Source organism: Psychrobacter sp. 1Y10 (assembly GCF_052259005.1).
GTDB classification, from domain to species: Bacteria; Pseudomonadota; Gammaproteobacteria; order Pseudomonadales; family Moraxellaceae; genus Psychrobacter; species Psychrobacter saeujeotis.
In genome coordinates this window covers 72,153-93,636 of the sequence record NZ_JBQQES010000003.1, presented here as the reverse complement: position 1 = coordinate 93,636, position 21,484 = coordinate 72,153, and the positions used below count along the sequence as shown (strand labels likewise).

The 21,484-nt window shown below is 43.0% G+C and carries 20 protein-coding genes; 12 read left to right on the top strand and 8 right to left on the bottom strand.

All coding sequences use genetic code 11. The features are described from left to right. Positions 1 to 36 precede the first annotated feature (36 nt). The gene (gene pncB / locus ACTXGH_RS06165) at positions 37 to 1,263 is read left to right on the top strand and encodes a nicotinate phosphoribosyltransferase (protein WP_439295977.1); all 1,227 of its coding nucleotides are present in this window, start codon (positions 37 to 39) and stop codon (positions 1,261 to 1,263) included. A 7-nt stretch (positions 1,264 to 1,270) separates the two neighbouring features. Here pncB and xseB read toward each other — a convergent pair whose 3' ends face one another. The 3 genes from xseB to ACTXGH_RS06150 all read right to left on the bottom strand — a co-directional run bounded on the left by xseB (position 1,271) and on the right by ACTXGH_RS06150 (position 3,704). Further along, positions 1,271 to 1,516 carry an exodeoxyribonuclease VII small subunit gene (xseB, locus tag ACTXGH_RS06160; protein WP_439260761.1) on the bottom strand — a complete coding sequence of 82 codons (246 nt, stop codon included), beginning with the start codon at positions 1,514 to 1,516 and terminating at the stop codon, positions 1,271 to 1,273. Between the two features lie 75 nt (positions 1,517 to 1,591). Then, a complete protein-coding gene (gene xseA / locus ACTXGH_RS06155) occupies positions 1,592 to 3,142 on the bottom strand; it encodes an exodeoxyribonuclease VII large subunit (RefSeq protein WP_439295976.1) in 1,551 nt (516 codons plus the stop codon). A gap of 193 nt (positions 3,143 to 3,335) precedes the next feature. Beyond that, a complete protein-coding gene (locus tag ACTXGH_RS06150) occupies positions 3,336 to 3,704 on the bottom strand; it encodes a hypothetical protein (protein ID WP_439295975.1) in 369 nt (122 codons plus the stop codon). A gap of 201 nt (positions 3,705 to 3,905) precedes the next feature. Here ACTXGH_RS06150 and ACTXGH_RS06145 point away from each other — a divergent pair, with 201 nt between their 5' ends. From ACTXGH_RS06145 to purF, 11 genes are all read left to right on the top strand, one after another. After that, complete coding sequence (locus ACTXGH_RS06145) at positions 3,906 to 4,565, top strand: alpha/beta hydrolase (protein WP_439295974.1); 660 nt, start codon at positions 3,906 to 3,908, stop codon at positions 4,563 to 4,565. Between the two features lie 129 nt (positions 4,566 to 4,694). Then, positions 4,695 to 5,801 (top strand): cell division protein ZapE, encoded by a 1,107-nt coding sequence (gene zapE, locus ACTXGH_RS06140; protein WP_299216012.1) that lies wholly within the window; start codon positions 4,695 to 4,697, stop codon positions 5,799 to 5,801. A gap of 86 nt (positions 5,802 to 5,887) precedes the next feature. Then, the gene (locus ACTXGH_RS06135; protein WP_443561724.1) at positions 5,888 to 6,538 is read left to right on the top strand and encodes a nitroreductase family protein; all 651 of its coding nucleotides are present in this window, start codon (positions 5,888 to 5,890) and stop codon (positions 6,536 to 6,538) included. Positions 6,539 to 6,673: 135 nt separating this feature from the next. Next, a complete protein-coding gene (locus ACTXGH_RS06130) occupies positions 6,674 to 8,116 on the top strand; it encodes an NAD(P)H-dependent glycerol-3-phosphate dehydrogenase (protein ID WP_439260767.1) in 1,443 nt (480 codons plus the stop codon). A 42-nt stretch (positions 8,117 to 8,158) separates the two neighbouring features. Further along, positions 8,159 to 8,617 (top strand): phosphohistidine phosphatase SixA, encoded by a 459-nt coding sequence (gene sixA / locus ACTXGH_RS06125; protein ID WP_439260768.1) that lies wholly within the window; start codon positions 8,159 to 8,161, stop codon positions 8,615 to 8,617. Positions 8,618 to 8,742: 125 nt separating this feature from the next. Beyond that, a complete protein-coding gene (gene gspL, locus ACTXGH_RS06120) occupies positions 8,743 to 10,074 on the top strand; it encodes a type II secretion system protein GspL (protein WP_439260836.1) in 1,332 nt (443 codons plus the stop codon). Positions 10,075 to 10,117: 43 nt separating this feature from the next. Then, complete coding sequence (gspM, locus tag ACTXGH_RS06115) at positions 10,118 to 10,669, top strand: type II secretion system protein GspM (protein WP_439260769.1); 552 nt, start codon at positions 10,118 to 10,120, stop codon at positions 10,667 to 10,669. A gap of 166 nt (positions 10,670 to 10,835) precedes the next feature. Then, complete coding sequence (locus ACTXGH_RS06110; protein WP_439260770.1) at positions 10,836 to 11,354, top strand: DUF4870 family protein; 519 nt, start codon at positions 10,836 to 10,838, stop codon at positions 11,352 to 11,354. 194 nt (positions 11,355 to 11,548) lie between these two features. Beyond that, positions 11,549 to 12,583 carry a quinone-dependent dihydroorotate dehydrogenase gene (locus ACTXGH_RS06105; RefSeq protein WP_439295972.1) on the top strand — a complete coding sequence of 345 codons (1,035 nt, stop codon included), beginning with the start codon at positions 11,549 to 11,551 and terminating at the stop codon, positions 12,581 to 12,583. A gap of 35 nt (positions 12,584 to 12,618) precedes the next feature. Beyond that, positions 12,619 to 13,116: a CvpA family protein gene (locus tag ACTXGH_RS06100; RefSeq protein WP_439295971.1), complete on the top strand. Its 498-nt coding sequence runs from the start codon at positions 12,619 to 12,621 to the stop codon at positions 13,114 to 13,116. Positions 13,117 to 13,477: 361 nt separating this feature from the next. Next, positions 13,478 to 15,013 carry an amidophosphoribosyltransferase gene (purF, locus tag ACTXGH_RS06095; protein WP_299215990.1) on the top strand — a complete coding sequence of 512 codons (1,536 nt, stop codon included), beginning with the start codon at positions 13,478 to 13,480 and terminating at the stop codon, positions 15,011 to 15,013. Positions 15,014 to 15,293: 280 nt separating this feature from the next. On the opposite strand, the gene ACTXGH_RS06090 is transcribed toward purF, so the two are convergent. From ACTXGH_RS06090 to secD, 5 genes are all read right to left on the bottom strand, one after another. Continuing rightward, the gene (locus ACTXGH_RS06090) at positions 15,294 to 15,653 is read right to left on the bottom strand and encodes an AzlD domain-containing protein (protein ID WP_439260772.1); all 360 of its coding nucleotides are present in this window, start codon (positions 15,651 to 15,653) and stop codon (positions 15,294 to 15,296) included. Continuing rightward, entirely contained in the window at positions 15,646 to 16,287 is a 642-nt protein-coding gene (locus ACTXGH_RS06085) for an AzlC family ABC transporter permease (protein ID WP_439260837.1), read from the bottom strand. The genes ACTXGH_RS06090 and ACTXGH_RS06085 overlap by 8 nt, the downstream gene beginning before the upstream one ends. Before the next feature lie 205 nt (positions 16,288 to 16,492). Beyond that, positions 16,493 to 17,893 (bottom strand): MATE family efflux transporter, encoded by a 1,401-nt coding sequence (locus ACTXGH_RS06080; protein ID WP_439295970.1) that lies wholly within the window; start codon positions 17,891 to 17,893, stop codon positions 16,493 to 16,495. A gap of 220 nt (positions 17,894 to 18,113) precedes the next feature. Next, positions 18,114 to 19,391: a protein translocase subunit SecF gene (secF, locus tag ACTXGH_RS06075; protein ID WP_439260774.1), complete on the bottom strand. Its 1,278-nt coding sequence runs from the start codon at positions 19,389 to 19,391 to the stop codon at positions 18,114 to 18,116. Positions 19,392 to 19,400: 9 nt separating this feature from the next. Next, positions 19,401 to 21,278 carry a protein translocase subunit SecD gene (secD, locus tag ACTXGH_RS06070; RefSeq protein ID WP_439260838.1) on the bottom strand — a complete coding sequence of 626 codons (1,878 nt, stop codon included), beginning with the start codon at positions 21,276 to 21,278 and terminating at the stop codon, positions 19,401 to 19,403. Between the last annotated feature and the right edge of the window lie 206 nt (positions 21,279 to 21,484).

Here is a 21,484-nt window from a genome sequence, read left to right as displayed (position 1 = left end):
CGTTTATTTATTATTTTTGCGTTTTAAGGCCCTAGCATGACCGTTACCTATGCACCTATTATTACCTCGTTACTTGATAACGATTTGTACAAATTCACCATGCTACAAGCCATGCTACATCAGTTTCCGCAGACGCATGGGGTTTATCGTTTTCGTTGCCGTAATAACAAAGACACCGCTTATCCGCTAGCAGATATTAAAGCATCACTTGAGCAGCAGCTCGACAGTTTATGTGAATTGCGGTTTTTAGAAGACGAGTTGGAATATTTACGAGGGTTGCGTTTTATTCGTTCAGACTTCGTTGATTATCTTGAGCTGTTTCAGCTAAAGCGTCGATTTATTACGGTCAGTACTGACGCAAAAGGCAGGTTATGTATTGATATTGAAGGACCGATGATACAAGCGATGTTCTTTGAAGTGTTTGTATTAGCCATCGTGAATGAGCTATATTTTAATGCATTGTCTGATCCTAGTGTGATTAAAGAAGGCCAGCGTAGACTGGATGCAAAAGTTGCCTTGTTGCATAATTATGCAATAGAACAAGCCCAATACAGTCATGACACACCGCCTTTTATTGTTGCTGATTTTGGTACTCGCCGGCGTTTTAGCAAAGCTTGGCAAGCGCATGTGGTTGAGACTCTACACAAAGTTGCTCCAAAAATAGTTGGCGGTACCTCTAATGTATATTTGGCAAAAGAGCTGGGAATGACGCCAATCGGCACGATGGCACATGAGTTTATGCAGGCGTTTCAGGCACTAGATGTGCGTCTTCGAGATTCACAAAAAGCGGCGCTTGAGGCGTGGGTACATGAGTATCGCGGCGACTTGGGCATTGCTTTAACAGATGTCGTTGGTATGGATGCATTCTTACGCGACTTTGATTTGTATTTTGCCAAGCTATTTGATGGCCTGCGTCATGATAGCGGAGATCCCTATAGCTGGGGTGATAAAGCAATCGCTCATTATAAAAAATTAAAGATAGATCCCAAGACCAAAATTTTGACCTTTAGTGACGGTCTGAATCTCAATAAGGCGTGGGAGCTGCATCAGTATTTTAAAGATCGTATCAAAACCAGCTTTGGCATCGGCACCAATCTCACCAATGATATGGGCATCACGCCAATTAATATCGTTCTTAAACTGGTTGAATGCAATGGGCAGCCAGTTGCTAAGTTGTCTGACAGCCCAGGTAAGACGATGATCAATAATGATACGTATCTTGCCTATTTGCGCCAAGTCTTTGAGGTCGATGAGCCAGAGTAACGACCGTCTAAAGATCGTTATTCTCTGTTTTCTCTTCCTCAGCAAATGCTGCATCTAATGCTTGTTGCACGGCATTGATACGAGTTTCGCATACGCGATAAGCGGCGATTGACTCTTCAACGGTTGTCATTAGGTTATCAATATCAGGCTCATCTTGTTGTTGTAGTTCAGCTGCATTGGTCTTTAGAATATCGTAAGCCGCCTTAAAGGTTTTTGGGGCGGCTTTTTTGCGTCGGCGAGCAGGGGTTGTCATAAGGTTTCCTAGTTTCTTGTAATGGTCTAAGTAGATAATATGGTTTGAGTAAGTAAATAATTATTAAAAACTGTTTTATGATTCGGTTAGCGTATTAGCAGATTCTGTCATCTTGTTATTAGTTTTGATATCAATAATCTGCGCTTTTGCTTTACCGTCTTTTAAGACAATATGAATGGTCTGCTCGGGATAAAGCTGCGTACTGCTGGTCAATATCTGCTTATCTTTTGTATCAGTCAGCATGGTATAGCCTTGTTTGAGTACGCGAGACGGACGATGTAGTAGTACAATATCACGTAGATGCTCGCTGTTACGCTGCGCTTGTATGACGCGCTGCTGAGCATTTTGCATAACAGTTTTTCGATAATCCTTACTATTTGTAGCAGCCGTTGCCAACTGCTGATAAGCTGAGGATTGGGTCTGCGCGCGTAGCTCACTAGTTCGTCTTGCTGCCTGCTTAACTTGGCGCTGTGCGCTTTGCTGAATGCTACGCCACGCATAATCGCTGTCTTTTCGCAGTGCGGTTAGCTGACCGACAGTTTGCGATTGTATTTGGCTCAGTTGTCGTGACGTTCTTTGCTCAGCCATATTCAACTGCCGCTTTGCTGCTTGCTTAATCTGTGCTTGGTATTGCAGCGTCTGAGTGACTAGCTGGGCTAAATGCGCCATTATAGCTGCAATCACTTTAGATGGCGTATCAAAGCTAGTATGCGCGACCTCATCTAAGATAACTTTGTCACGCTCGTGACCAATACCGACCCACACAGGGATAGGCTGCTCAGCGACTAGGGCCGCTAGCTCATAATCATTGAGATAGGCTAAATCACCAACGGCACCGCCGCCGCGAATAATCACTAACAAATCTGGTATACGCTGATAAGTATCTTGGAATTGCTGTTGGGCGCTAACGATTGCTTGGCGGATCTCGCTTGGGGCATGATTGCCCTGAAAGGTAGCATGATGATAATGAAACTGACACGCACCGGTACTGGCTAAGCGGTTTGCGTCGGCTTGAAAGTCTCCCAATCCTGCGGCCTTTTCGGGTGCGATGACCAGCACATGCTCAATATCAAATGGCGTAGGCAGCTGCTGATTCAGGTGTAACAAACCTTCACCGGTTAAGCGGTCGATCATCTCGGCATATTGCCGCGCCAAGTCGCCTAACGTATAGCTGGGATCGATGTCTTCGATAGTGAGCGAGAAGCCGTACTGTGCATGAAAACCTGCCGATACTTTGAGCAGTACCGTTAAATCGCGCTCAAGCGGCATGCCAGTTGCGCGCTCAAACTTCGCTAAGACGCGGTCGGCTTTAAAGCGCCACAGGTTACCACGGCAGCTTGCGATAACTTTGCCATCGTCGTCTTTTTCTGCCAATTCAAAGTAATAATGTCCACCTTTGCTAGACAGGTTGCGAATCTCAGCTTTTACCCACACGCGATGATTAAAGGTTTGCTTGATGACCATATCAACGGCTGATAGATAGTCGCTAAGACGCAGAACGGTGTCTTCTAGGTTGACTTCAGGACTGTTTTCTTGCTCGGCGAGTTCAGCCTCCAATGTCGCCAAATCCTTGGCAGGTGCTAATACCTTTGCTTGTTTGATATTTGAGAGATTGGGTTTGCGCATAATAAAAAACCAAAGGTAAGGACAGATTAAAAGCTGAGTGTTTGTAGTCTGTTTGTTTGTGAATTGATTGTTTTAGACTAAATAAGATGGCTTAAACATTTAATACGACAGTTTAACCCAAAAACGGGCATACAAAAAGAGAAGCCAGTGATGCTACTATCAACCTGTTTTATTTGTTATAGGCGATTGACGATTACTGACAACGAAAGTTAATTTTATACTCATAATCGTCACTACGGGACAAATCTGGCGTACCAGTGCCGAAGATTGAGCCAATAACGGCACCCGCTTGTCCAACCATACGTCCAGTGCGCTCATCCAAGATACCGTTATACGTCATTTTGTCATCAACGATAATGACCTGCTTACTCTTGCAAGTCTTTTGCGCACTATCTATCGCATTTTGTTGAGCCTTTACCTTAGTATCTGCGATACCAGTTGTTTCATAAATTGAGTTGGCGCGCTGAATAACAGGTGATGAAAGCGTACTTTGACACGCACTTAAGGCAAGAACAGTGGCTACAGTAGCCGTCAATACTGTGGTTTTACTAAGGGTCTTCATAAATTATCCTTAATTTTTGTACATTGTTTCTATTTGTACTTTGTTTCTAGATGATAAGCACGAAAATTCACTAATTACTCAAAATAATGGATTATAACAAGCAAAAGTCAAACAAACAGCAACAGTACACAGCAAATCACTTGAAATATAAATCATATCTAGGATAATTAACCTATCTATTCTCAATTTATAAGTAAATCTATGCAATTGATTCCTGCTCCGGCTGGCGTGCTTGAAGTTGACGCACTATGGCAACAAGATAACCCTAATGATCCAGATACCGATACAGTGGCGCTGCTTTGCCATCCCAACCCACTTTTTGATGGTACGATGAATAATAAAGTGGTCACGACCATGTACCGTTTTGCTCGTGACAATGGTATGCATGTGGTACGTTTTAACTTTCGCGGTGTTGGGCAGTCGACTGGTGAGCATGATTATGCCGATGGTGAAGTAGTAGATGCAATGACCGTGCTACAATGGATTGCAGAACAAAGCGCTGCACGCAAGCTATGGCTTGGTGGTTTTTCGTTCGGTGGCTATGTGACAGCACGCGTCGCTGAGCAAATACTTGAAGCCTCTCATATTTGGGGGTTGAGTGATTTTGAAGTTGCAAAAATCGCCCTTATCGCACCATCGGTGGAGAAGAACGACAGCAGCGATTTGTATTTGCCAGCCGACAAGACCTTTGAGGTTTATGGTAATGCTGATGAAGTGATTGAGCCTGCCACTATGCAGGCATTTGCTGAACGCTTAGGTATTAGTGTTAGTGTGGTGGACGGTGCAGGACATTTTTTCCATGGACGTTTATCTGAGCTTAAGGGTTTATTAGAAGAGCACAGCTTTGGTAGTGATACATAGATTTTACTTAATAGTTTTATCTATCAGTATTACTCTTAATTATAACTGGTTCTCAGTTTTGCCGAGATATGGTGAAGCAAGATCAACAGTTTACTTTATTATTTATTTTGTCTAACGATGAGTCGCATTATGAGATTATCGCCATTGCAACGCTACGAACAAGCGATCGGTACTGATGAGTTTACTCGAGATGAGCAGCAATATCAGGCTATGAGCTACCTTGATGATCTCTATCATCAGCTTAATAGTAGTGCCGAACAAAAAAAGGGCTTTTTCAGTTTTTTAAAGTCAAAACCTGCTGCACCAAAAGGTCTGTATATGTGGGGCGGCGTTGGCCGCGGTAAAACATGGATGATGGACATGTTTTATGACTCTTTGACGATTGAGCGTAAGATGCGTCAGCATTTTCATCATTTTATGCAGCGTGTACATAGCGAGCTCAATACGTTACAAGGTCAAAGTGATCCGCTAGAAAAGGTCGCCGATATTATTCATACAGAAGCGCTGATTATCTGTTTCGATGAGTTTTTTGTCTCTAACGTCTCTGATGCAATGATCCTAGGGGATCTGTTTACTATGTTGTTTAACCGCGGTGTTACCTTGGTTGCCACTTCTAATATTGAACCATCGGGCCTGTACAAAGATGGCTTACATCGAGATCGTTTCTTGCCTGCCATTGCTGAGGTTGAGCGTCATACTACCGTGATGAATATTGACTCAGGCATTGATTATCGTTTGCGTGTATTACAGCAAGCAGAGCTGTATGAGTCGCCGATGACCAAAGCCAATCATCACTGGCTTGCCAACCGTTTTGCCAGCTTATCTAATAATCAAAAAATCAGTAACGAGCCCATCGTTATCAATGGCCGTGAAATAAAAATCAATGCTCGTACCGAAGATATTTTGTTCTGCGATTTTCGTCATCTGTGTATGGAGCCGCGTTCTGCCTCTGATTTTATTGAGATTGCTAAGCGATTTAACACTGTGTTGGTCAATGCAGTACCAGCACTAGACGATGACTTGCGCGATCCTACTCGTCGTTTTATTTATCTGGTTGATGAGTTTTATGATCGCCGTGTCAAGCTACTGGTACGAGCGGAACAATCGATTCTAGAGCTGTACCAAGGAGAAAAACTCGCGTTTGAGATCGAACGTACGCGCTCACGCTTGCTTGAGATGCAATCAGAAGATTATTTAAAAATGCAGCACCGTGTTGAAAACGTTGACGCTGCGTAACTGTTTTTTGATTTAACTATCAAGTATTTAGTTGTAGAATACCACTCATACTGAGCGACAATGATGATAATAATTAAGGATAGATGATGAATGTATCTGACGAAAATAAGAATAATAAAGAGATAGTTGATGATGATAAAGGAGTTGATAATATAGACGTTACTGGTGAGCAACTAATCAACTGGATTAATTCAAGACGCAGTATGGGTAATCTGGATGCGCCAGCACCAACTCGTGCCCAAATCCAAGAGGCTATTGAATGCGCTGCAACTGCGCCTGATCATAAGAAGCTTCGCCCATGGCGCTTTATTGTGACGGAAGGCGATGCTCGTCATGAGCTGGGTCTTGCCCTTCTTGAAGCTGCAAAGACAAAAGCGGTGCAAGATGGCGAGGACTTGTCTGAAAAAACCATCAAAAAAACTCAAAATATGCCATTACGCGCCCCCCTTATCATTACTGTTGCGACTCAAATGCAAGCACACAAAAAAGTCCCACCTTTTGAGCAAATGCTAAGTGCTGGTGCTGCTGTACAAAATTTGATTTTGGCTCTAAAAGCACAAGGTTTTAGTACCGTATGGCGCACAGGGTTACTGTGTAACGAGCCTGCGGTAAAAGCGTATTTCGATGTCGGCTCAGATGATTATGTCACCGCTTTTGTTTATATTGGCACTAGTCCCAAAGATGAGCCAAAACGTAAACCGATCGATATCGAACCGTTAGTACGTTTTGAATCATAAGCGTCATTTTATTGGTTTTAATCATAGCTGGTGTGGTGATGTATCAGAACTAAAGCATCATATAACGCTATACCTTTTTATGCAGACAGTGTAATCTGCCTCAATGATATAAGCAGTCAACACGGATAATTAGATATGACAAGCTCTACCAAAAACAATACATCCAACGAAAAGCCAAATAAAGAAGCTGTCGATACAGTAGCGCCCAATCAAAAGACAGACGATATAAGTTTGGATACCGCTAGTACTGAAAAGTCTAGTGGTCTGCTGGCAGGTATTATTGAGCGCGCAACTAAATCAGGGCTTGGCCGAAGAAAGCTTAATCCTAGTGCCGTTGAAGCCGATGTCGCCAAAAATATGGAACAAGTACGTGATAATCCAGATCAGCTACGTTTGGCGTTTTTAGGCGGCGGTAGTTTTGGTACAGCGATGGCAAACTTAGCCGCCCGTAATGGCTGTGATACAACCCTCTGGGTTCGTAACAAGCGTACGGTTAAATCTATGGCTAAATCGCAGATGAACAAAAAATATCTGTCTGGTTATAAGCTAGATGAAAGCCTTAAATACAGTCACGATTTAGCATCTGCCGTCAAAGATAAAGACATTATTTTTCTTGCAGTACCAAGCTTGGCATTTCGTGAGACGCTTAAGAGTATTGCGCCATTTATTACAGGACAGTCGGTTGTATCTTTGACCAAGGGTATGGAAAAAGACACCTTTGCGCTGATGAGTGACATCATCAAAGATGAGCTGCCAGAAGTAAATTTTGGGGTGATGTCAGGGCCAAATCTCGCTATTGAGATTATGAAAAATATGCCCTCAGCGACAGTAATAGCCAGTCATTCTGAGCCTTTGCGTCATGCAGTGCAAGCTGCACTACACAGTGCATTTTTTCGAGTATTTGCCAGTGATGACATACGCGGAGTAGAGCTTGGCGGGGCGCTCAAAAACATTTATGCCATTGCCATGGGTATGGCTGCTGCATATGATGTGGGCGAAAACACCAAAGCCATGCTACTAACCCGAGCGTTGGCTGAAATGAGTCGTTTTGGGGTAGAAGCTGGCGCCAATCCTTTGACATTCTTAGGCTTATCAGGCGTTGGTGATCTGTACGCTACCTGTAGCTCGGAGCTGAGCCGTAACTATCAAATTGGTAATATGCTCGGTCGCGGTATGAATATTGATGCAGCGGTCAAAAAACTGGGACAAACTGCCGAAGGGGTTAATACGATCCAGCAAGTGCATGAAAAAGCGTCCAAAGACGGTATTTATATGCCGATAACCCATGCTTTGTACGCTGTTATTTATGAAGATAAAGCAGCGCTTGGTGTAGCACTGCACTTGATGGAAGCAGGGTTTCGTAGCGATGTCGAGTTTGTCATGCCACACGATTATAGTAATGCGGCGCTTACTGCACAGATGCAAGCGGCTGCTAGTAATCCAGATGACCAAGAACAAGATTCTGACTCTAAAAACGATGCTGAAAACGTTACTAATACTGACGATGATTCGGTTGAAAATAAAGATGCTAAAAAAAGTACTGCTAAAAATGACAGTGCTAGCAAAGACAAAAAATAAGTTTGCTAAAAGTTATGTAATAAGCGGTAATAAAGGGATATTATGAAGATTATATTAATGCGTCATGGACAAGCAGAAGATGAGACTCGTCCAGATAGCGCACGGCAATTGACTGAGTATGGTCAACAGCAAGCAGCACAAACGGCTGAATATATTATTGAGCATTATGCGCCAGACCATTTTGTAGTAAGCCCTTATAAACGCGCGCAGCAAACATTGGCTGCGCTACAATCGCGTGCTACTGCAGTGCCGTCTATAGTACAAGACAATATTACACCGTCCGATGATGCCCATATGGCATTAGCAGATATTGCAAAGATTGAAGCCGAGTGTTTGGTGGTGGTTTGTCATATGTCTATCATTGCCTACCTTGCTGGGTTATTAACTGGTGATAATCCTGAGTCGTTCGCTTTGGCTGAAGCACGTGTCTTTGAGATGGAATTTGTCATGACTGGTATGGCAAACGAAATAGACCGTTTTGTGCCGCAGCAGCCCCATTGATATTATAAAGGCGTAAGTCAATACCGCGCTTTGATTTAACTGGCGACCATGACTAACTACTGAAATGTCTGATGGTTGGTTTTATTTTAATAATTTATCTCATAAGTTAAGTAAGGACACGCTTGGTGTTACATGTTTGGATAAGATCGCAGCATAGTCCGTTAGCAGTTTGGCACGCTGATACAAAAGAATGGCAGTCTGTGACCGGCTGGCAACAGCTGTATGATATTTATGGTAATAACAAAAACAGTGCTCCATCACTTTGTCTTTATTTTCCCTCCAGCTATCTGTTGCAAGTCGATACGAAGCTAAATGCAGCCCAGCTAAAACAGCTTGGTAACACAGGTAAGCAGTACTTATTTGAAGAAGCTTCTTTAACTCCAGTTGAGCAATTGGCAATTAGGCAGATTGGCGATACGCATGCACATCACATTTATGCGCTGGCTGAAAACAATATAGAGTCATGGCAACAAAGCGCAGCTTTAGTCGGCCTAAGTATCAACGCGCTACTGCCGGACTTTTTACTGTTGCCAATTCCTGAAGAGGGGGCCGCTCAGCAGATAATTTTATATCAAGATGAATATACTGCTTTATTACGACAGTCACAATATCAGGGCTTGGCAGTAAATTACTTGCCACTTATTTTTGAGCGCTTGCCGCATTTGAGTGAAGTTTGTATATTGCCTTCGATATCATCGGCTGATTTAGCATCTATTAGCGCTCCAATTGATGCATTTGATGACTTGACAGATAATAGCAATAACTTGCAAAAAACTGACTTGGAGTCAGGCTTTACATCAGACTCTATAGCAGAAACACGTATCGCGACAGAAACGGCCAACTTGCTGGCAGAACAGCAGATATTATCAACGCCTTTATCTACAGTCCCTATGCCAATAGAGATACCAGAACGCCACGCACTTAACTTTTTCATCAAGTCATCAACCACAAATCTATCGCCCTATTTACGAGTGGCGATGATGGTTGCATTGTCAGCATTGGTATTGCAAATGGCAACTGATGCCTTACAAACTTATCGTTATAATACTGCCGCTGATGTCGCACAGATGGCAACCGCGAAGCAGTACCAGTCATGGTTCCCAGATGAGGTGCTCAATACCAGTCGCACCAAGCTGCAAGTGCAGATGCAACCAAAACTACGTAGCGACAGTCAAGAGTCGGCTTCACACTTAGCGGTATTGGCGCGGATATCACCGCTTATTAAGCAGTCATCGTTACATGCACAGGCATTGGTTATGGAGCCATCTGTCTTAAGTTTTACCTTAATAGCGCCAGACCGTGGTAGTCTTGATAAGTTCGCCAGCACATTGACGGCACAAGGTATTCAAGCAAGCCTAGAGCGAGTCAACAGTAATGAGCAAGGACAGTTTAGTGGACAGATTACCATCGATATCGCCAATGATCCTGCGGCCGTAGACAATATGGCACAATCTTAAATTTTTAGTTTTTAAATTTTATACCATCCATCAAGGTCAAGTGATGAAACTATTACAGCGCCGTACCACCCACAGATCGTTAGCAACCAATGCCTTGTCAGCACGTGTGAACAACTATCAAAACGCACTATGGTCACGCTGGCAAGTACTCTCTTCTCGTGATCAGATGGCATTGGTTATTTTGCTGGTGTTTTTATTGTTATTTGTTGGTGGTTACGGTGGCTATAGTGTTCATCAAGCCGCTAAAGAGAGTAAGTCTAATTACCAAGAGCAGGTCGCTGATTATTTTTGGTTACGCTCACAAGCAGCCAATATCGACCCCAATGCATTAAATGCTGCTAGTAATCAAGATGGTGCTGATGCAATGCCACCAGCAAGCCGCGTGAATACTGCATTAAACAGCTCAGGTATCGATAATGCACAAGTGGTGGCTAATGGTGCAGGGGTGCAATTGAGCTTTAGTCATCCGAGCCAAGCGACCGTCAGTGCTGCACTTGGTAAGCTTGAGCAACAAGGCTGGCAGTTTACAAAGCTGTTGATGCAGCAGGATGTGGCGACCAAGCAGGTGCAAGTACAAGCGACTGTCACGTCTTAATAAACCTTATTTTTGAAAACTTGTCTCAAAGGCTCTTTACATATTCATCTACGTTTAACCGTTACTGTAAGTTAGATTATCAGGACATGGTAATTTTCATCTTGAAAGCGACGCTATTTGCCACAATTGAGTACTTAATGGCTACTGTCAGTTATGGATAAAAATTATGAACCAGTCTTCTAACGATAAAACCGATAAGCATTCATATACAAAAACACGGACTACCGAACCCTTTATTGACTCACAAACGACACACAGAATTATGCAGCAAGAGAGACCACTGTTGACTCAAAAAGAGCAGCGCGCATTAATCACTTATAATCACATCACCTATCTGCTTTATGTGATCAGCTATTTTACGGCAGGGCTGCTGTGGATTGTGCCAATCATAATGAACTATGGCAAACGCCGTGATGCCGAAGGTACATGGCTTGCGACACACTTTGACTGGCAGATTAAGACTTTTTGGTACAGTATAGTCTTTTTTATCATAGGAACGATTATCATAACGTTTGCGCTCGGTGGCGTTGGCGTCAGTATGTTGGCTGATAGTGGTAATATAGCTATCGGTTCATTTTTGTTGGCCGGGTTTGGCGCGTTACTGATGCTCTTTACTTTTATTTGGCACCTATACCGTATTATCAGAGGCTGGATCGCGCTTACTGACAATCGTCCTGTACCATAATTTAGTTGACTACTAATGCGTCCGTCTATGCTTGTCAAAACACAGCTAGTATTCAGTCGTTGCCCATGATATTAAGAATGAAACTTTGGTCTTATTATTGTTAAGCTGATATAATTGCAGCGCTTTATGACGCTCAATGTTTCATCCATCTTATTTCATTCACTATTTCTATCCAGACCGGGTTTATCGTTATTATGTCTTACGCCTTGCTTCGCCCTTTTTTGTTTAAGATGGATCCTGAACATGCTCATGATATGACTCTATCTTTACTGGCAAAAGCTCATAAAGCACGGGCTTTGGGCTTGGCTTATGGCCAATCTATGCAACCTACGAACTGTATGGGTTTGCAGTTCTCTAACCCTGTTGGTCTGGCTGCAGGATTGGATAAAAATGCCGATTACATTGACGCACTGGCTGAGCTTGGATTTGGCTTTATTGAGGTGGGTACGGTCACGCCAAAGCCGCAAGTTGGGAATGATAAGCCACGTCTGTTTAGAATAAGACAGGCAGATGCTATTATTAACCGGATGGGTTTTAATAATCAGGGTGTCGATTATCTGATTGAAAATGTCAAACGCTGTAAATATAAAGGCAACATCGGTATCAATATTGGTAAAAATGCCAGTACGCCCGTCGAAAATGCGGCTGACGATTATATTTACTGTCTAGAACGTGTTTATCCCCATGCCTCATATATTACAATCAATATCTCATCACCTAATACAAAAAATTTACGTGATTTACAAAGCGGCGAGGCGTTAACGCAGTTATTAGACGTGATTAAAAATCGTCATAGCCAGCTTGCGACAGAGTACGGGTTCTATGTGCCGTTAGTATTAAAAGTCGCCCCTGATTTAGAGCCGCTACAAGTTGATTATATCTCGCAGCAATTGTTAGATTTTGACATTGATGGTTTGATTGCAACCAATACGACCTTGAGCCGAGTGGGGGTTGAGGATCTGACCGATGGTGATCAAGCAGGTGGTCTATCTGGCCGTCCCGTCAGTCATATTAGTACTCAAATTTTGCAACAGTTCTCAGATCAGCTAGAGGATAAAGTGACTATTATAGGCGTTGGTGGCATCGATAGTGGCGAGAAGGCAGTTAAAAAGATTAAAGCTGGGGCAGATATGGTTCAGCTTTATACAGGTCTTATCTATCGAGGCCCAGGCTTGGTACAGTCTTGTATTCAAGCTATTGGCGGCTATTATGATGCCCAAGACATTTGATTAAGATGGTCCTATAAAGCCATGAGGCGGTCAGTATGAGTGGTCTAGATATCGTCATTGCCATTGTGGTCCTTATTGGCTTATGGCGTGGTTTTCAAATAGGACTTGTCAAGACGGCGGTTGGCTTAGTTGGTTGGTTTATCGCTTTGATTGTTGCGACTCGTTTAGCTGGTCCTATTGCGCCGCAGCTATCGGGGCTGACCCAAAGCTCTGTATTACAAATGGCGATGGCTTTTTTGCTCATCGTAATCGTAGTGTTAGCTGTGATGCATTTAGTAGCGTTTGTATTTTCAGGAGTGCTTAAAACTTTACGCTTGGGCGTGGTAGATAAAATGGCAGGCGGTGTATTAGGGGCGGCCAAAAACACTCTTGTGGTTTTAGTCATTATTAGTGTCAGTGCGCCGTTATTAGTACAGCTTCCGCAGTGGCAAACTTCTGTACTGGCCCCTGAGCTACTTCCTTATGCGCCAATGGCAAAAACGCTTGCATCAGATGTATTAGGCAGTGCGTGGGAGCAGATGAATCAGTCTTAATTATGGTAAAATTAAGGGCAAAATTAGTTCTAACGACTCTAGTTACGACAAGTGATACCTTGATAAATTGGCATTCATCATTATGTAACATCTGTGGTATCTACAATTTAAATCGCCATTGTTGATAATGCACTATCTAAATATTGTCGTTAATATGTCATCATATATAATATCTTTATTCTTAAATCAATCAGTATCTTTATTCTTGAATCAGTGAGTTAGAGCCAATAAAATGCTCAGTTCAGTGAAACAAATATCAGTAAATATATATCATCAGGTCATCGGTAAGCTAGTAGGCAACATTGTTATTTAGCTTACCGTTATAGTGTTACTAATGTGTGGTTTTAAATAGGACATAACTATGTGTGGAGTCGTTGGGGTTGCAGCTCATGAGCCAGTCAACCAAATTCTTTATGATGCCTTAACTATGTTGCAACATCGTGGTCAAGATGCGGCAGGTATTGTGACCTTGCAGGATGGTCGCCTATATCTACGTAAAGAAAACGGTATGGTTCGTGATGTCTTTATGAACCGTCATATGGTCAGACTGGTGGGTAAGTTCGGTATTGGCCATGTTCGTTACCCTACTGCAGGTACTTCAAGCAGTGCAGAGGCACAGCCATTTTATGTAAACTCACCTTATGGCATTACTTTGGCGCACAACGGTAACTTGACCAATGCTGAAAGCTTGGCCAAATCGTTATATCAAGATGATCGTCGTCATTTAAATACTGACTCAGATTCTGAAGTACTATTAAACGTTCTTGCTCATGAGATGCAAAATCTAGGTAAGACTCATCCAACGTCTGATGATATTTTTGAAGCGGTAAAAGCGGTCTACGCTCGCTGCGAAGGCGCTTATGGCGTAGTAGCGATGATTACTGGTCATGGCTTATTGGCGTTTCGTGACCCAAATGGCATTCGTCCACTAATCTTTGGCGAACGTTTAGCTGCCAATGGCGGCACAGAGTATATGGTTGCCTCTGAGTCAGTGGCCCTAACTGGTTGCGGTTTTAGTATTATTCGTGATGTCAAACCTGGTGAAGCTATCTTTATCGATTTGGATCACAATCTACATACGTATCAATGCGTAGAGCAAAAAGAGTATACGCCTTGTATTTTTGAGTATGTCTATTTTGCGCGTCCAGACTCTATCATGGACAATATCTCTGTCTACAAATCGCGCCTTCGTATGGGCGAAAAACTGGGACAAAAAATCCTCGATGAATGGGGCGATGACCACGATATTGATGTGGTGATTCCGATTCCTGATACGTCGCGTACTTCAGCGATGGAGCTGGCACTGAAGATGAATATTAAGTACCGTGAAGGGTTTATGAAGAACCGTTATATCGGTCGCACCTTTATCATGCCAGGTCAACAGCAGCGCAAAAAATCAGTTCGTCAAAAACTTAGCGCCGTGCCGTTGGAGTTCAAAGACAAAAACGTTTTGTTGGTTGATGACTCTATCGTCCGTGGAACCACCTGTCATGAGATTATTCAAATGGCACGCGATGCAGGGGCGAAAAAAGTGTTTTTTGCCAGTGCTGCGCCACCAGTAAAATATCCTAACGTATATGGGATTGATATGCCGGTACGTAGTGAGCTTATCGCTTCAGGGCACAGTGTGGAAGAGGTACGTAAAATCATCGGTGCTGACCGTCTGATTTTTCAAGATTTAGATGATCTTATCGATGCGGTAAAAGATACAAAGCATAGCCGCGTTGAAGGTTTTGATTGTGCTGTATTTAATGGCTGCTATATCACTGGACAAATCAATGAAGCTTACCTTGATCACCTGCAAGAGCAGCGTAGCGAAATCGCTAAAGCTGGTAAAAAAGGGGTACAAATTGTCGCAGATACGCCTGTCGATATGATGGGTGTAGAAGAGTCTTAAATAACCATTTTTAGTCAGTATAGTCGATATCGAATAAAACCGATGCGTTGTAATATGATACGCAACTGGTATCAATTTTTCTTGCTTGCTGTGTCTACGCTGACAGAGACTGCAAAAAATTTATACCAGTATCGCTGTATCGTTTTTATAGCGAATTAACTATAGTATGACTTAAAGGTATTATATAAAATAAAAGGCTGGATTCTTAATTGAATTCAGCCTTTTTTATTATTTTTGTTTACTAAGTATTAAGGGATAATCTATCAACTTATGAATACGATTAACCCAAAACGTTGGTTAACATCCAAAGTAGGCCGTTAATTGCTGCAATACCCACGACCATGCTTATTAATAACTGACGGCTAATATGATAGATAATTAGCACTAATAACAATGCGCCAATTTGAGCAAGTAATAGTTGCACCTCAGCGCTATTTAGCCCAGTGCTGGCAGACAAGTCTTGATAGGAGAGACTGGTCAAAATCAATAAGACCATGACAGATAGCGGTAAGCTCTCATTGAGTCGATGTAGCCAAGGCGTATCAAGAAGCTTTTTTGGTATTAATGCTGGAATAGCACGAGTAATAAAGGTAACTCCAGCCATCGCGAAAGTGGCTGCAATCAAATAGCTACTATTCATCGTTCTCTCCTGTCACTTTATGTTGTACCCAAAAACCACGTGCCAAAATCATGAGCATACAGATGGTAATCGCTACCAGAAGTAACCAATTGCTGGTGAATAACGAGGCAATAGCCAAAGCAACGACCGCGATGCCAATAGGGAAGTAGCGTTTAATACTTTGAAATTGCTCGTAAGCTAAGATTGCAAACAAACAAACCAACGCAAAATCCAAATGCGGCACCAAGTCACCAAGAGTGCTGCCGATCATTACCCCAATAGCGCTTGCCAATACCCACCAGCTCTGGTTAAACAAACTAATGGGTAATATAATCGCACGCCGTATTTCATGTGGTAAGCTCGTCATCACTGAAAATGTTTCGTCTGTTAGCGCAAATAAACAATAAGTTTTGGCTATTTTGTTTTTTGGTAGAGACTGTAGCAGCGGCATCCCATAAAATACGTGACGCAGGTTAATGGCTGCAATGTTAGTTGCAATATTACCTATGGGCAGGCCGGCACTAAGCATGGGTAGACAAGCGTACTGAGCCGCCCCTGCATACAGTACGATACTGAGCATAATCGTTGCCCATATCGGCACACCAGCGATTTGTGCCAAGACACCAAAAGCGATACCTGCAGGTAAATAGCCCATAGCGACTGGAATGCTTTTTTTAAAGCCTTCAGCCCATTGATAAGCGGATTTTTGCTGTTGTTCAGAGTAAGTATTCACAAGATATCCTAAGATCGTCAAGCTTAATAGATTGGTCGAAATATTGATTTATAGACATGATGGTTTGTAAACAATACTTCTTACTATATGCGTTTATAATATGGATAAAAGTATATTTAATAACTCATCAAATTGGTTGTAATTCTTCATAACTGCCAGTTCTATGCGCATAGTACAAAAAACCACTAAGAATTAGCATGCGTAATAACAACAGGCACCATACACTAAGCCAAATACCAGTCATGTCCCACTGCTGATAAAGTAGCCAGCTAAGGGGGAAAAATATGATAGCCAGTATCAAAGCGGCATTGCGAATGACATGTCCTGCCGTCAAACCAAAAAATATACCATCAAGCCAATAAGCACCCACACCGACGATTGGGAGTAGTATGGCATAACCTTGATAACTATTAGTTAAGGTAAAAACCGTTTCGATATTGGTCATCAAATCTAAATAAGTTGGCATGGCAAGCCACCAAATCGTACTTAATAGTAAAGCAAGAGCATAGCTGACAATGCCTGTACGCTTGACAATAACACGAAAGCGCAACCAGTCACGACGTCCCGCTGCTTGTCCACTTAAAGTCTCAGCTGACACTGCTACGCCATCAAGTGCAAAGGCTGAAATGCTTAATACTTGCAATAATATTGCGTTAGCAGCCAATACTAAATCGCCGCTTTGAGCAGAGAGGCGAGTAATCCATGCAAAGCTCACTGTTAAGATAAGCGTACGAATAAAAATATCTTTATTCAAAGAGAATAACCTAAGCATTTTATCTTTAGTAAAATGCTGCGGGTCCACTTGAAAGAAAGTAGGCCAAGTCAATTGTAAATGTCGGCGACTAAGCCACAAGGCCAATACAACCCCTGACCAAAATGCAATGGTAGTCCCTAACGCAACGCCAGCTATTCCCAACTGCATACTGTAAACAAAAAACAGTGTCAAAATAATATTAAATACAGCAATAAATCCTTGCTGATAGAGCATATAACGCGTTTTGCCTTGACCTGCAAACCAGCCAATAAAAGCAAAGTTCATCAGCTCAGCAATGACTCCCCAAAAACGTACATCTAAATAAATCTTGGCAGCAGCGCCACTATCAGGATTGGCAGACAACGCTTGCAAGCCAAAGTTTATGAGCCAAGGCTTCGCTAGTAGTAACACCAAACCAATGACGACGGCTAATAAGAGCGCACGCTGCAAAATAGATAGCAGTGGCGATGCTTTTTGCTGCGAGTTTATAGAGTTGCTACTATCTGAAAGTTGCCCCAATGCCTGTGCAGATAAACCAGAAGATGCATATTGTAAAAAGTTAAAGCTAACAAGCAGTAGGGACAAAAGCTGTATTGCCAGGCCCATGCCTGCAAGCTTTGCGGCATCATTCATATTGCCGACGATGGCAGTATCAATCACACTTTGGAGCGGCATGGCTAGATTAGCTAATAAAACTGGAACAGCAATCGCGACAATACGCCTGTAGCGTGTGTCAATAGGCGACGTGACTGTTGATGGGGTAGACGTTGGCATAAGATGATCACTTCTGCGTAAACACAGCTAATAATACCCGCCCGTTTGCTACATGACTGCGGGATGAGCTTTTACTACTAAATATATTGGATGGTCATACAAAGATAAAAGCACCTAACGGTTAGGTGCTTTTACTCGATTCTTTAGTCGTCTCTTAGTCAATACTACTATTATTAAACACCGTTATTGAAGCCAATGCTATCAAAATAGGTGTGTACCATTAGTCTTGTTCAAACATCTTTGGATCATTGAAAGTCACGATTTCTTCTTCAAACTCAGGCTTCACTTTTACAACGAAGTCATCGCGTGATAGACCCATTCTAAGAGGGATAGAGCTTGCAATATAGGTTGACGAATAAGTACCAGCAAGCAGGCCAATGAATAGCGCTACTGAGAACCAATACAGTCCGTCACCGCCTAAGAACATCATGGCTAATACAACTAATAGCACTGTTGAAATAGTCATAATGGTACGGCGCAGCGTTTCTGTTAATGACAAATCAACCGTCTGACTGGGACTAATCCCGCGGACACGGCGGAAGTTTTCACGAATACGGTCGTAGACGACAATCGTATCGTTTAGTGAATAACCGATCAATGCCAATATGGCTGCCAATACGGTCAGATCAAAGGGGAAACCAAATAATGCAAAGACACCGATAGTAACGATAGCGTCATGAAACAACGACATGACCGCGCCAAGTGACAGCTTAAACTGAAAACGTAGAGCGACATATCCAAGCATACATACTAATGCTAGCCCTAACGCCATGACTGAGTTTAAATACACCTCGTTACCGACTTGACTGCCGATAATGTTAACGTTACTAATATCAGCAGTGTTATTAGGCAAAGCTAAAGCTTGAGTTAAGCTGGCGCTTAGACCGTCAATATTGTCAGATTGTGGTGGCAAGCGTACAAGCAGCTCTTGACGCGTGCCTAGATACTGTACGACAGCATCATCAAAACCATTATCCGCCAATGCTTGTACGACTTCAACTTGCTCAGCGGGCTGCTCATAACGTACATCTGCTGAAACCCCGCCCGTGAAGTCCAAACCAAGATTAAGACCATTGACCGCAATCGCAATAATACTAGCAATGACCATGAATAAAGACAAAATTGCCATAGGCTTTTCTATCTTCATAAACGGAATAATACGCTGATTACCAACTGCCTTGATACCGCCTTCTTTTGCAGCAGCGTCATCAGCAGCGCTATCGATTATTTGGTTATGATCGTTATCGATAGCAGCATTGTCTGCTTGAGTCGCCAATGCTTGCTCATTTTTTGAGCTTTTGTTAGTCCCATGAGACTTACCTTTGCCAGCTTTTGCCGTCGTAGGATTATTGGCTTTAGCATTGCTGCCTTTACCATCACGACGCGGCTTACTACGGCGGCGACGTTTTTGGTTGTCATTAGGGTTATTGCCCGCACCGCCTGAGCTACTAGACGTCGGCGTATTATTCTCAGGATTGTTATTTTGTTCAATCGCCATGTTATTCTCCTAGCCGATACTCAAACGTTTGATAGATTTACGCTTACCATAAGCAATTTGTACCAGTGCACGTGTTACCAAAATCGCGGTAAATAGTGAACTGACAATACCAATAGCTAAGGTGATCGCAAAGCCTTTAATCGGACCAGTACCAATCGCAAATAAGATAAACGCGACCAATAACGTGGTGATGTTGGCATCAAAAATACTACTAAAAGCACGATCAAAGCCTGCCACGATTGCAGATTTTGGCCGTACCCCGTTTGCCAGCTCCTCTCGGATACGCTCAAAAATGAGTACGTTGGCATCTACTGCCATGCCGATGGTCAAGACCACACCAGCAATCCCAGGTAGAGTGAGCGATGAGCCTAAGATCGACATAATCGCAATAATGATAATGACGTTTACTGCCAATGCTACATTGGCAATGACCCCAAACAGGCGATAAAAAATAATCATAAAGACAAAGACTAGTAAGTAACCAATCTGAGTTGAAAACAGACCTTTAGCAATGTTTTCTTGTCCTAGTGACGGCCCAATGGTCCGTTCTTCAACAAAATACATTGGGGCTGCAAGTGCGCCTGAGCGTAGTAATAGAGCAAGCTCAGCCGCTTCAGCATTGCTATCTAGTCCAGTAATACGGAACGATGAGCCTAGTACTGCTTGAATATTAGCGCGGTTAATGACCTTGGTCTCAGCGTAAGGGGTACGCACTTCAACAGATTCCCCTGTAGTTGGGTCTTCTTCATACGTAATTCTTTGTTTATTTTCGATAAACAATACCGCCATTTGATCGCCAACAGCGGTACGGGTTGCATTTTGCATAAGCTTGCCGCCCGCACTGTCCAAGGTAATATTGACCTCAGGACGGCCACTTTCATCAAGACTGGTTTGGGCGTTAGTAACTTTGTCACCAGTGACGATGGCTTGACGCTCTAACAGTACAGGTGGACCGTCAAGTGTCTGGAATGGAAAGGCTTCGGTACCAGCAGGAGGGATACCACCCATAAAGTTTTCGCTGTCTTTGGCAACCAAACGGAACTCAAGGTTTGCAGTACGTCCAAGTACACGTTTGGCTTCCGCGGTGTCTTGTACGCCAGGTAATTCGACGACGATACGGCTAGCACCCTGAGACTGTACTAAGGCTTCAGTAACTCCAAGCTCAGCAATACGATTACGTAGGGTGGTTAAGTTTTGATTGACTGCATAACTGTTAATCTCATCCAATGTCGCATCATTATAAGCCATGATTAGCGCAGGACCTTGATCATCAATAGAGGACTGTAAGGTAAAGTTATTGCCCATCGAGCCTTGAAGAATATTCTGTGCACGGTTACGGGTATCTGTATTAGCGAAATGTAATACAATACCTTGTGACTCAGACTTAATACCCTTAACTGCAATACGCTCAGCACGTAGCTCACGGCGCACATCACGACTGGCACTGGACAGACGCTGCTCTAAAGCTTTGTCCATATCAACTTCTAGAACGAAACGTACCCCACCGCGCAAATCCAAGCCAAGCTTCATCGGTTTTGCACCAATATCACGTAGCCACTGCGGCGTTGTCTGCGCTAAGTTGAGCGCAACCACATAATCGTCACTAAGGTTCTTTTTGAGGACCTCTTGTGCTTTGAGCTGAGCATCTGGATTGTCTAAGCGTACCAGGGCGCTGTTGCCCTCAAAAGTGCCATCGTGGTGGCTTACGCCAGCTTCTTCTAACAGGCTCTCTGACTGAGTCAAAATACCTTCAGATAGCTGTGTACCTGCTGCAGCACTGGTAATCTGCACAGCAGGCTCATCAGGGTAGAGGTTGGGTGCAGCGTACAGACCAGCGATGATCAGTACGACGGTGATAAGTAGGTACTTCCAAGCGGGATATTGCATAATCACTTCTTTAAGTTGATAAGATACTGGCGATGCAGGCCACAGATTAGCAGATGGAGTGTTTACATTTATCATGAACAATGATCATAATCAGTATGAAGCATCATTCATCATTGCAAGCATCCGCTATAATAATAGAACGCTAAGCATTATAGAACGACTAACTTTTGAGCCGCAATACGCAGATAAAAGGTAAGTTTGCTACA

What these genes read in the sequence shown, in the direction of transcription:
- zapE (WP_299216012.1), top strand. Translation starts at nt 4,695, where the DNA reads ATGAGATTATCGCCATTGCAACGCTACGAACAAGCGATCGGTACTGAT.
- ACTXGH_RS06100 (WP_439295971.1), top strand. Translation starts at nt 12,619, where the DNA reads ATGAGTGGTCTAGATATCGTCATTGCCATTGTGGTCCTTATTGGCTTA.
- ACTXGH_RS06150 (WP_439295975.1), bottom strand. Translation starts at nt 3,704, where the DNA reads ATGAAGACCCTTAGTAAAACCACAGTATTGACGGCTACTGTAGCCACT.
- ACTXGH_RS06135 (WP_443561724.1), top strand. Translation starts at nt 5,888, where the DNA reads ATGAATGTATCTGACGAAAATAAGAATAATAAAGAGATAGTTGATGAT.
- ACTXGH_RS06110 (WP_439260770.1), top strand. Translation starts at nt 10,836, where the DNA reads ATGAACCAGTCTTCTAACGATAAAACCGATAAGCATTCATATACAAAA.
- gspM (WP_439260769.1), top strand. Translation starts at nt 10,118, where the DNA reads ATGAAACTATTACAGCGCCGTACCACCCACAGATCGTTAGCAACCAAT.
- secF (WP_439260774.1), bottom strand. Translation starts at nt 19,391, where the DNA reads ATGGCGATTGAACAAAATAACAATCCTGAGAATAATACGCCGACGTCT.
- xseA (WP_439295976.1), bottom strand. Translation starts at nt 3,142, where the DNA reads ATGCGCAAACCCAATCTCTCAAATATCAAACAAGCAAAGGTATTAGCA.
- ACTXGH_RS06130 (WP_439260767.1), top strand. Translation starts at nt 6,674, where the DNA reads ATGACAAGCTCTACCAAAAACAATACATCCAACGAAAAGCCAAATAAA.
- ACTXGH_RS06105 (WP_439295972.1), top strand. Translation starts at nt 11,549, where the DNA reads ATGTCTTACGCCTTGCTTCGCCCTTTTTTGTTTAAGATGGATCCTGAA.
- xseB (WP_439260761.1), bottom strand. Translation starts at nt 1,516, where the DNA reads ATGACAACCCCTGCTCGCCGACGCAAAAAAGCCGCCCCAAAAACCTTT.
- pncB (WP_439295977.1), top strand. Translation starts at nt 37, where the DNA reads ATGACCGTTACCTATGCACCTATTATTACCTCGTTACTTGATAACGAT.
- sixA (WP_439260768.1), top strand. Translation starts at nt 8,159, where the DNA reads ATGAAGATTATATTAATGCGTCATGGACAAGCAGAAGATGAGACTCGT.
- ACTXGH_RS06090 (WP_439260772.1), bottom strand. Translation starts at nt 15,653, where the DNA reads ATGAATAGTAGCTATTTGATTGCAGCCACTTTCGCGATGGCTGGAGTT.
- ACTXGH_RS06145 (WP_439295974.1), top strand. Translation starts at nt 3,906, where the DNA reads ATGCAATTGATTCCTGCTCCGGCTGGCGTGCTTGAAGTTGACGCACTA.
- ACTXGH_RS06085 (WP_439260837.1), bottom strand. Translation starts at nt 16,287, where the DNA reads ATGGGCTATTTACCTGCAGGTATCGCTTTTGGTGTCTTGGCACAAATC.
- secD (WP_439260838.1), bottom strand. Translation starts at nt 21,278, where the DNA reads ATGCAATATCCCGCTTGGAAGTACCTACTTATCACCGTCGTACTGATC.
- ACTXGH_RS06080 (WP_439295970.1), bottom strand. Translation starts at nt 17,893, where the DNA reads ATGCCAACGTCTACCCCATCAACAGTCACGTCGCCTATTGACACACGC.
- purF (WP_299215990.1), top strand. Translation starts at nt 13,478, where the DNA reads ATGTGTGGAGTCGTTGGGGTTGCAGCTCATGAGCCAGTCAACCAAATT.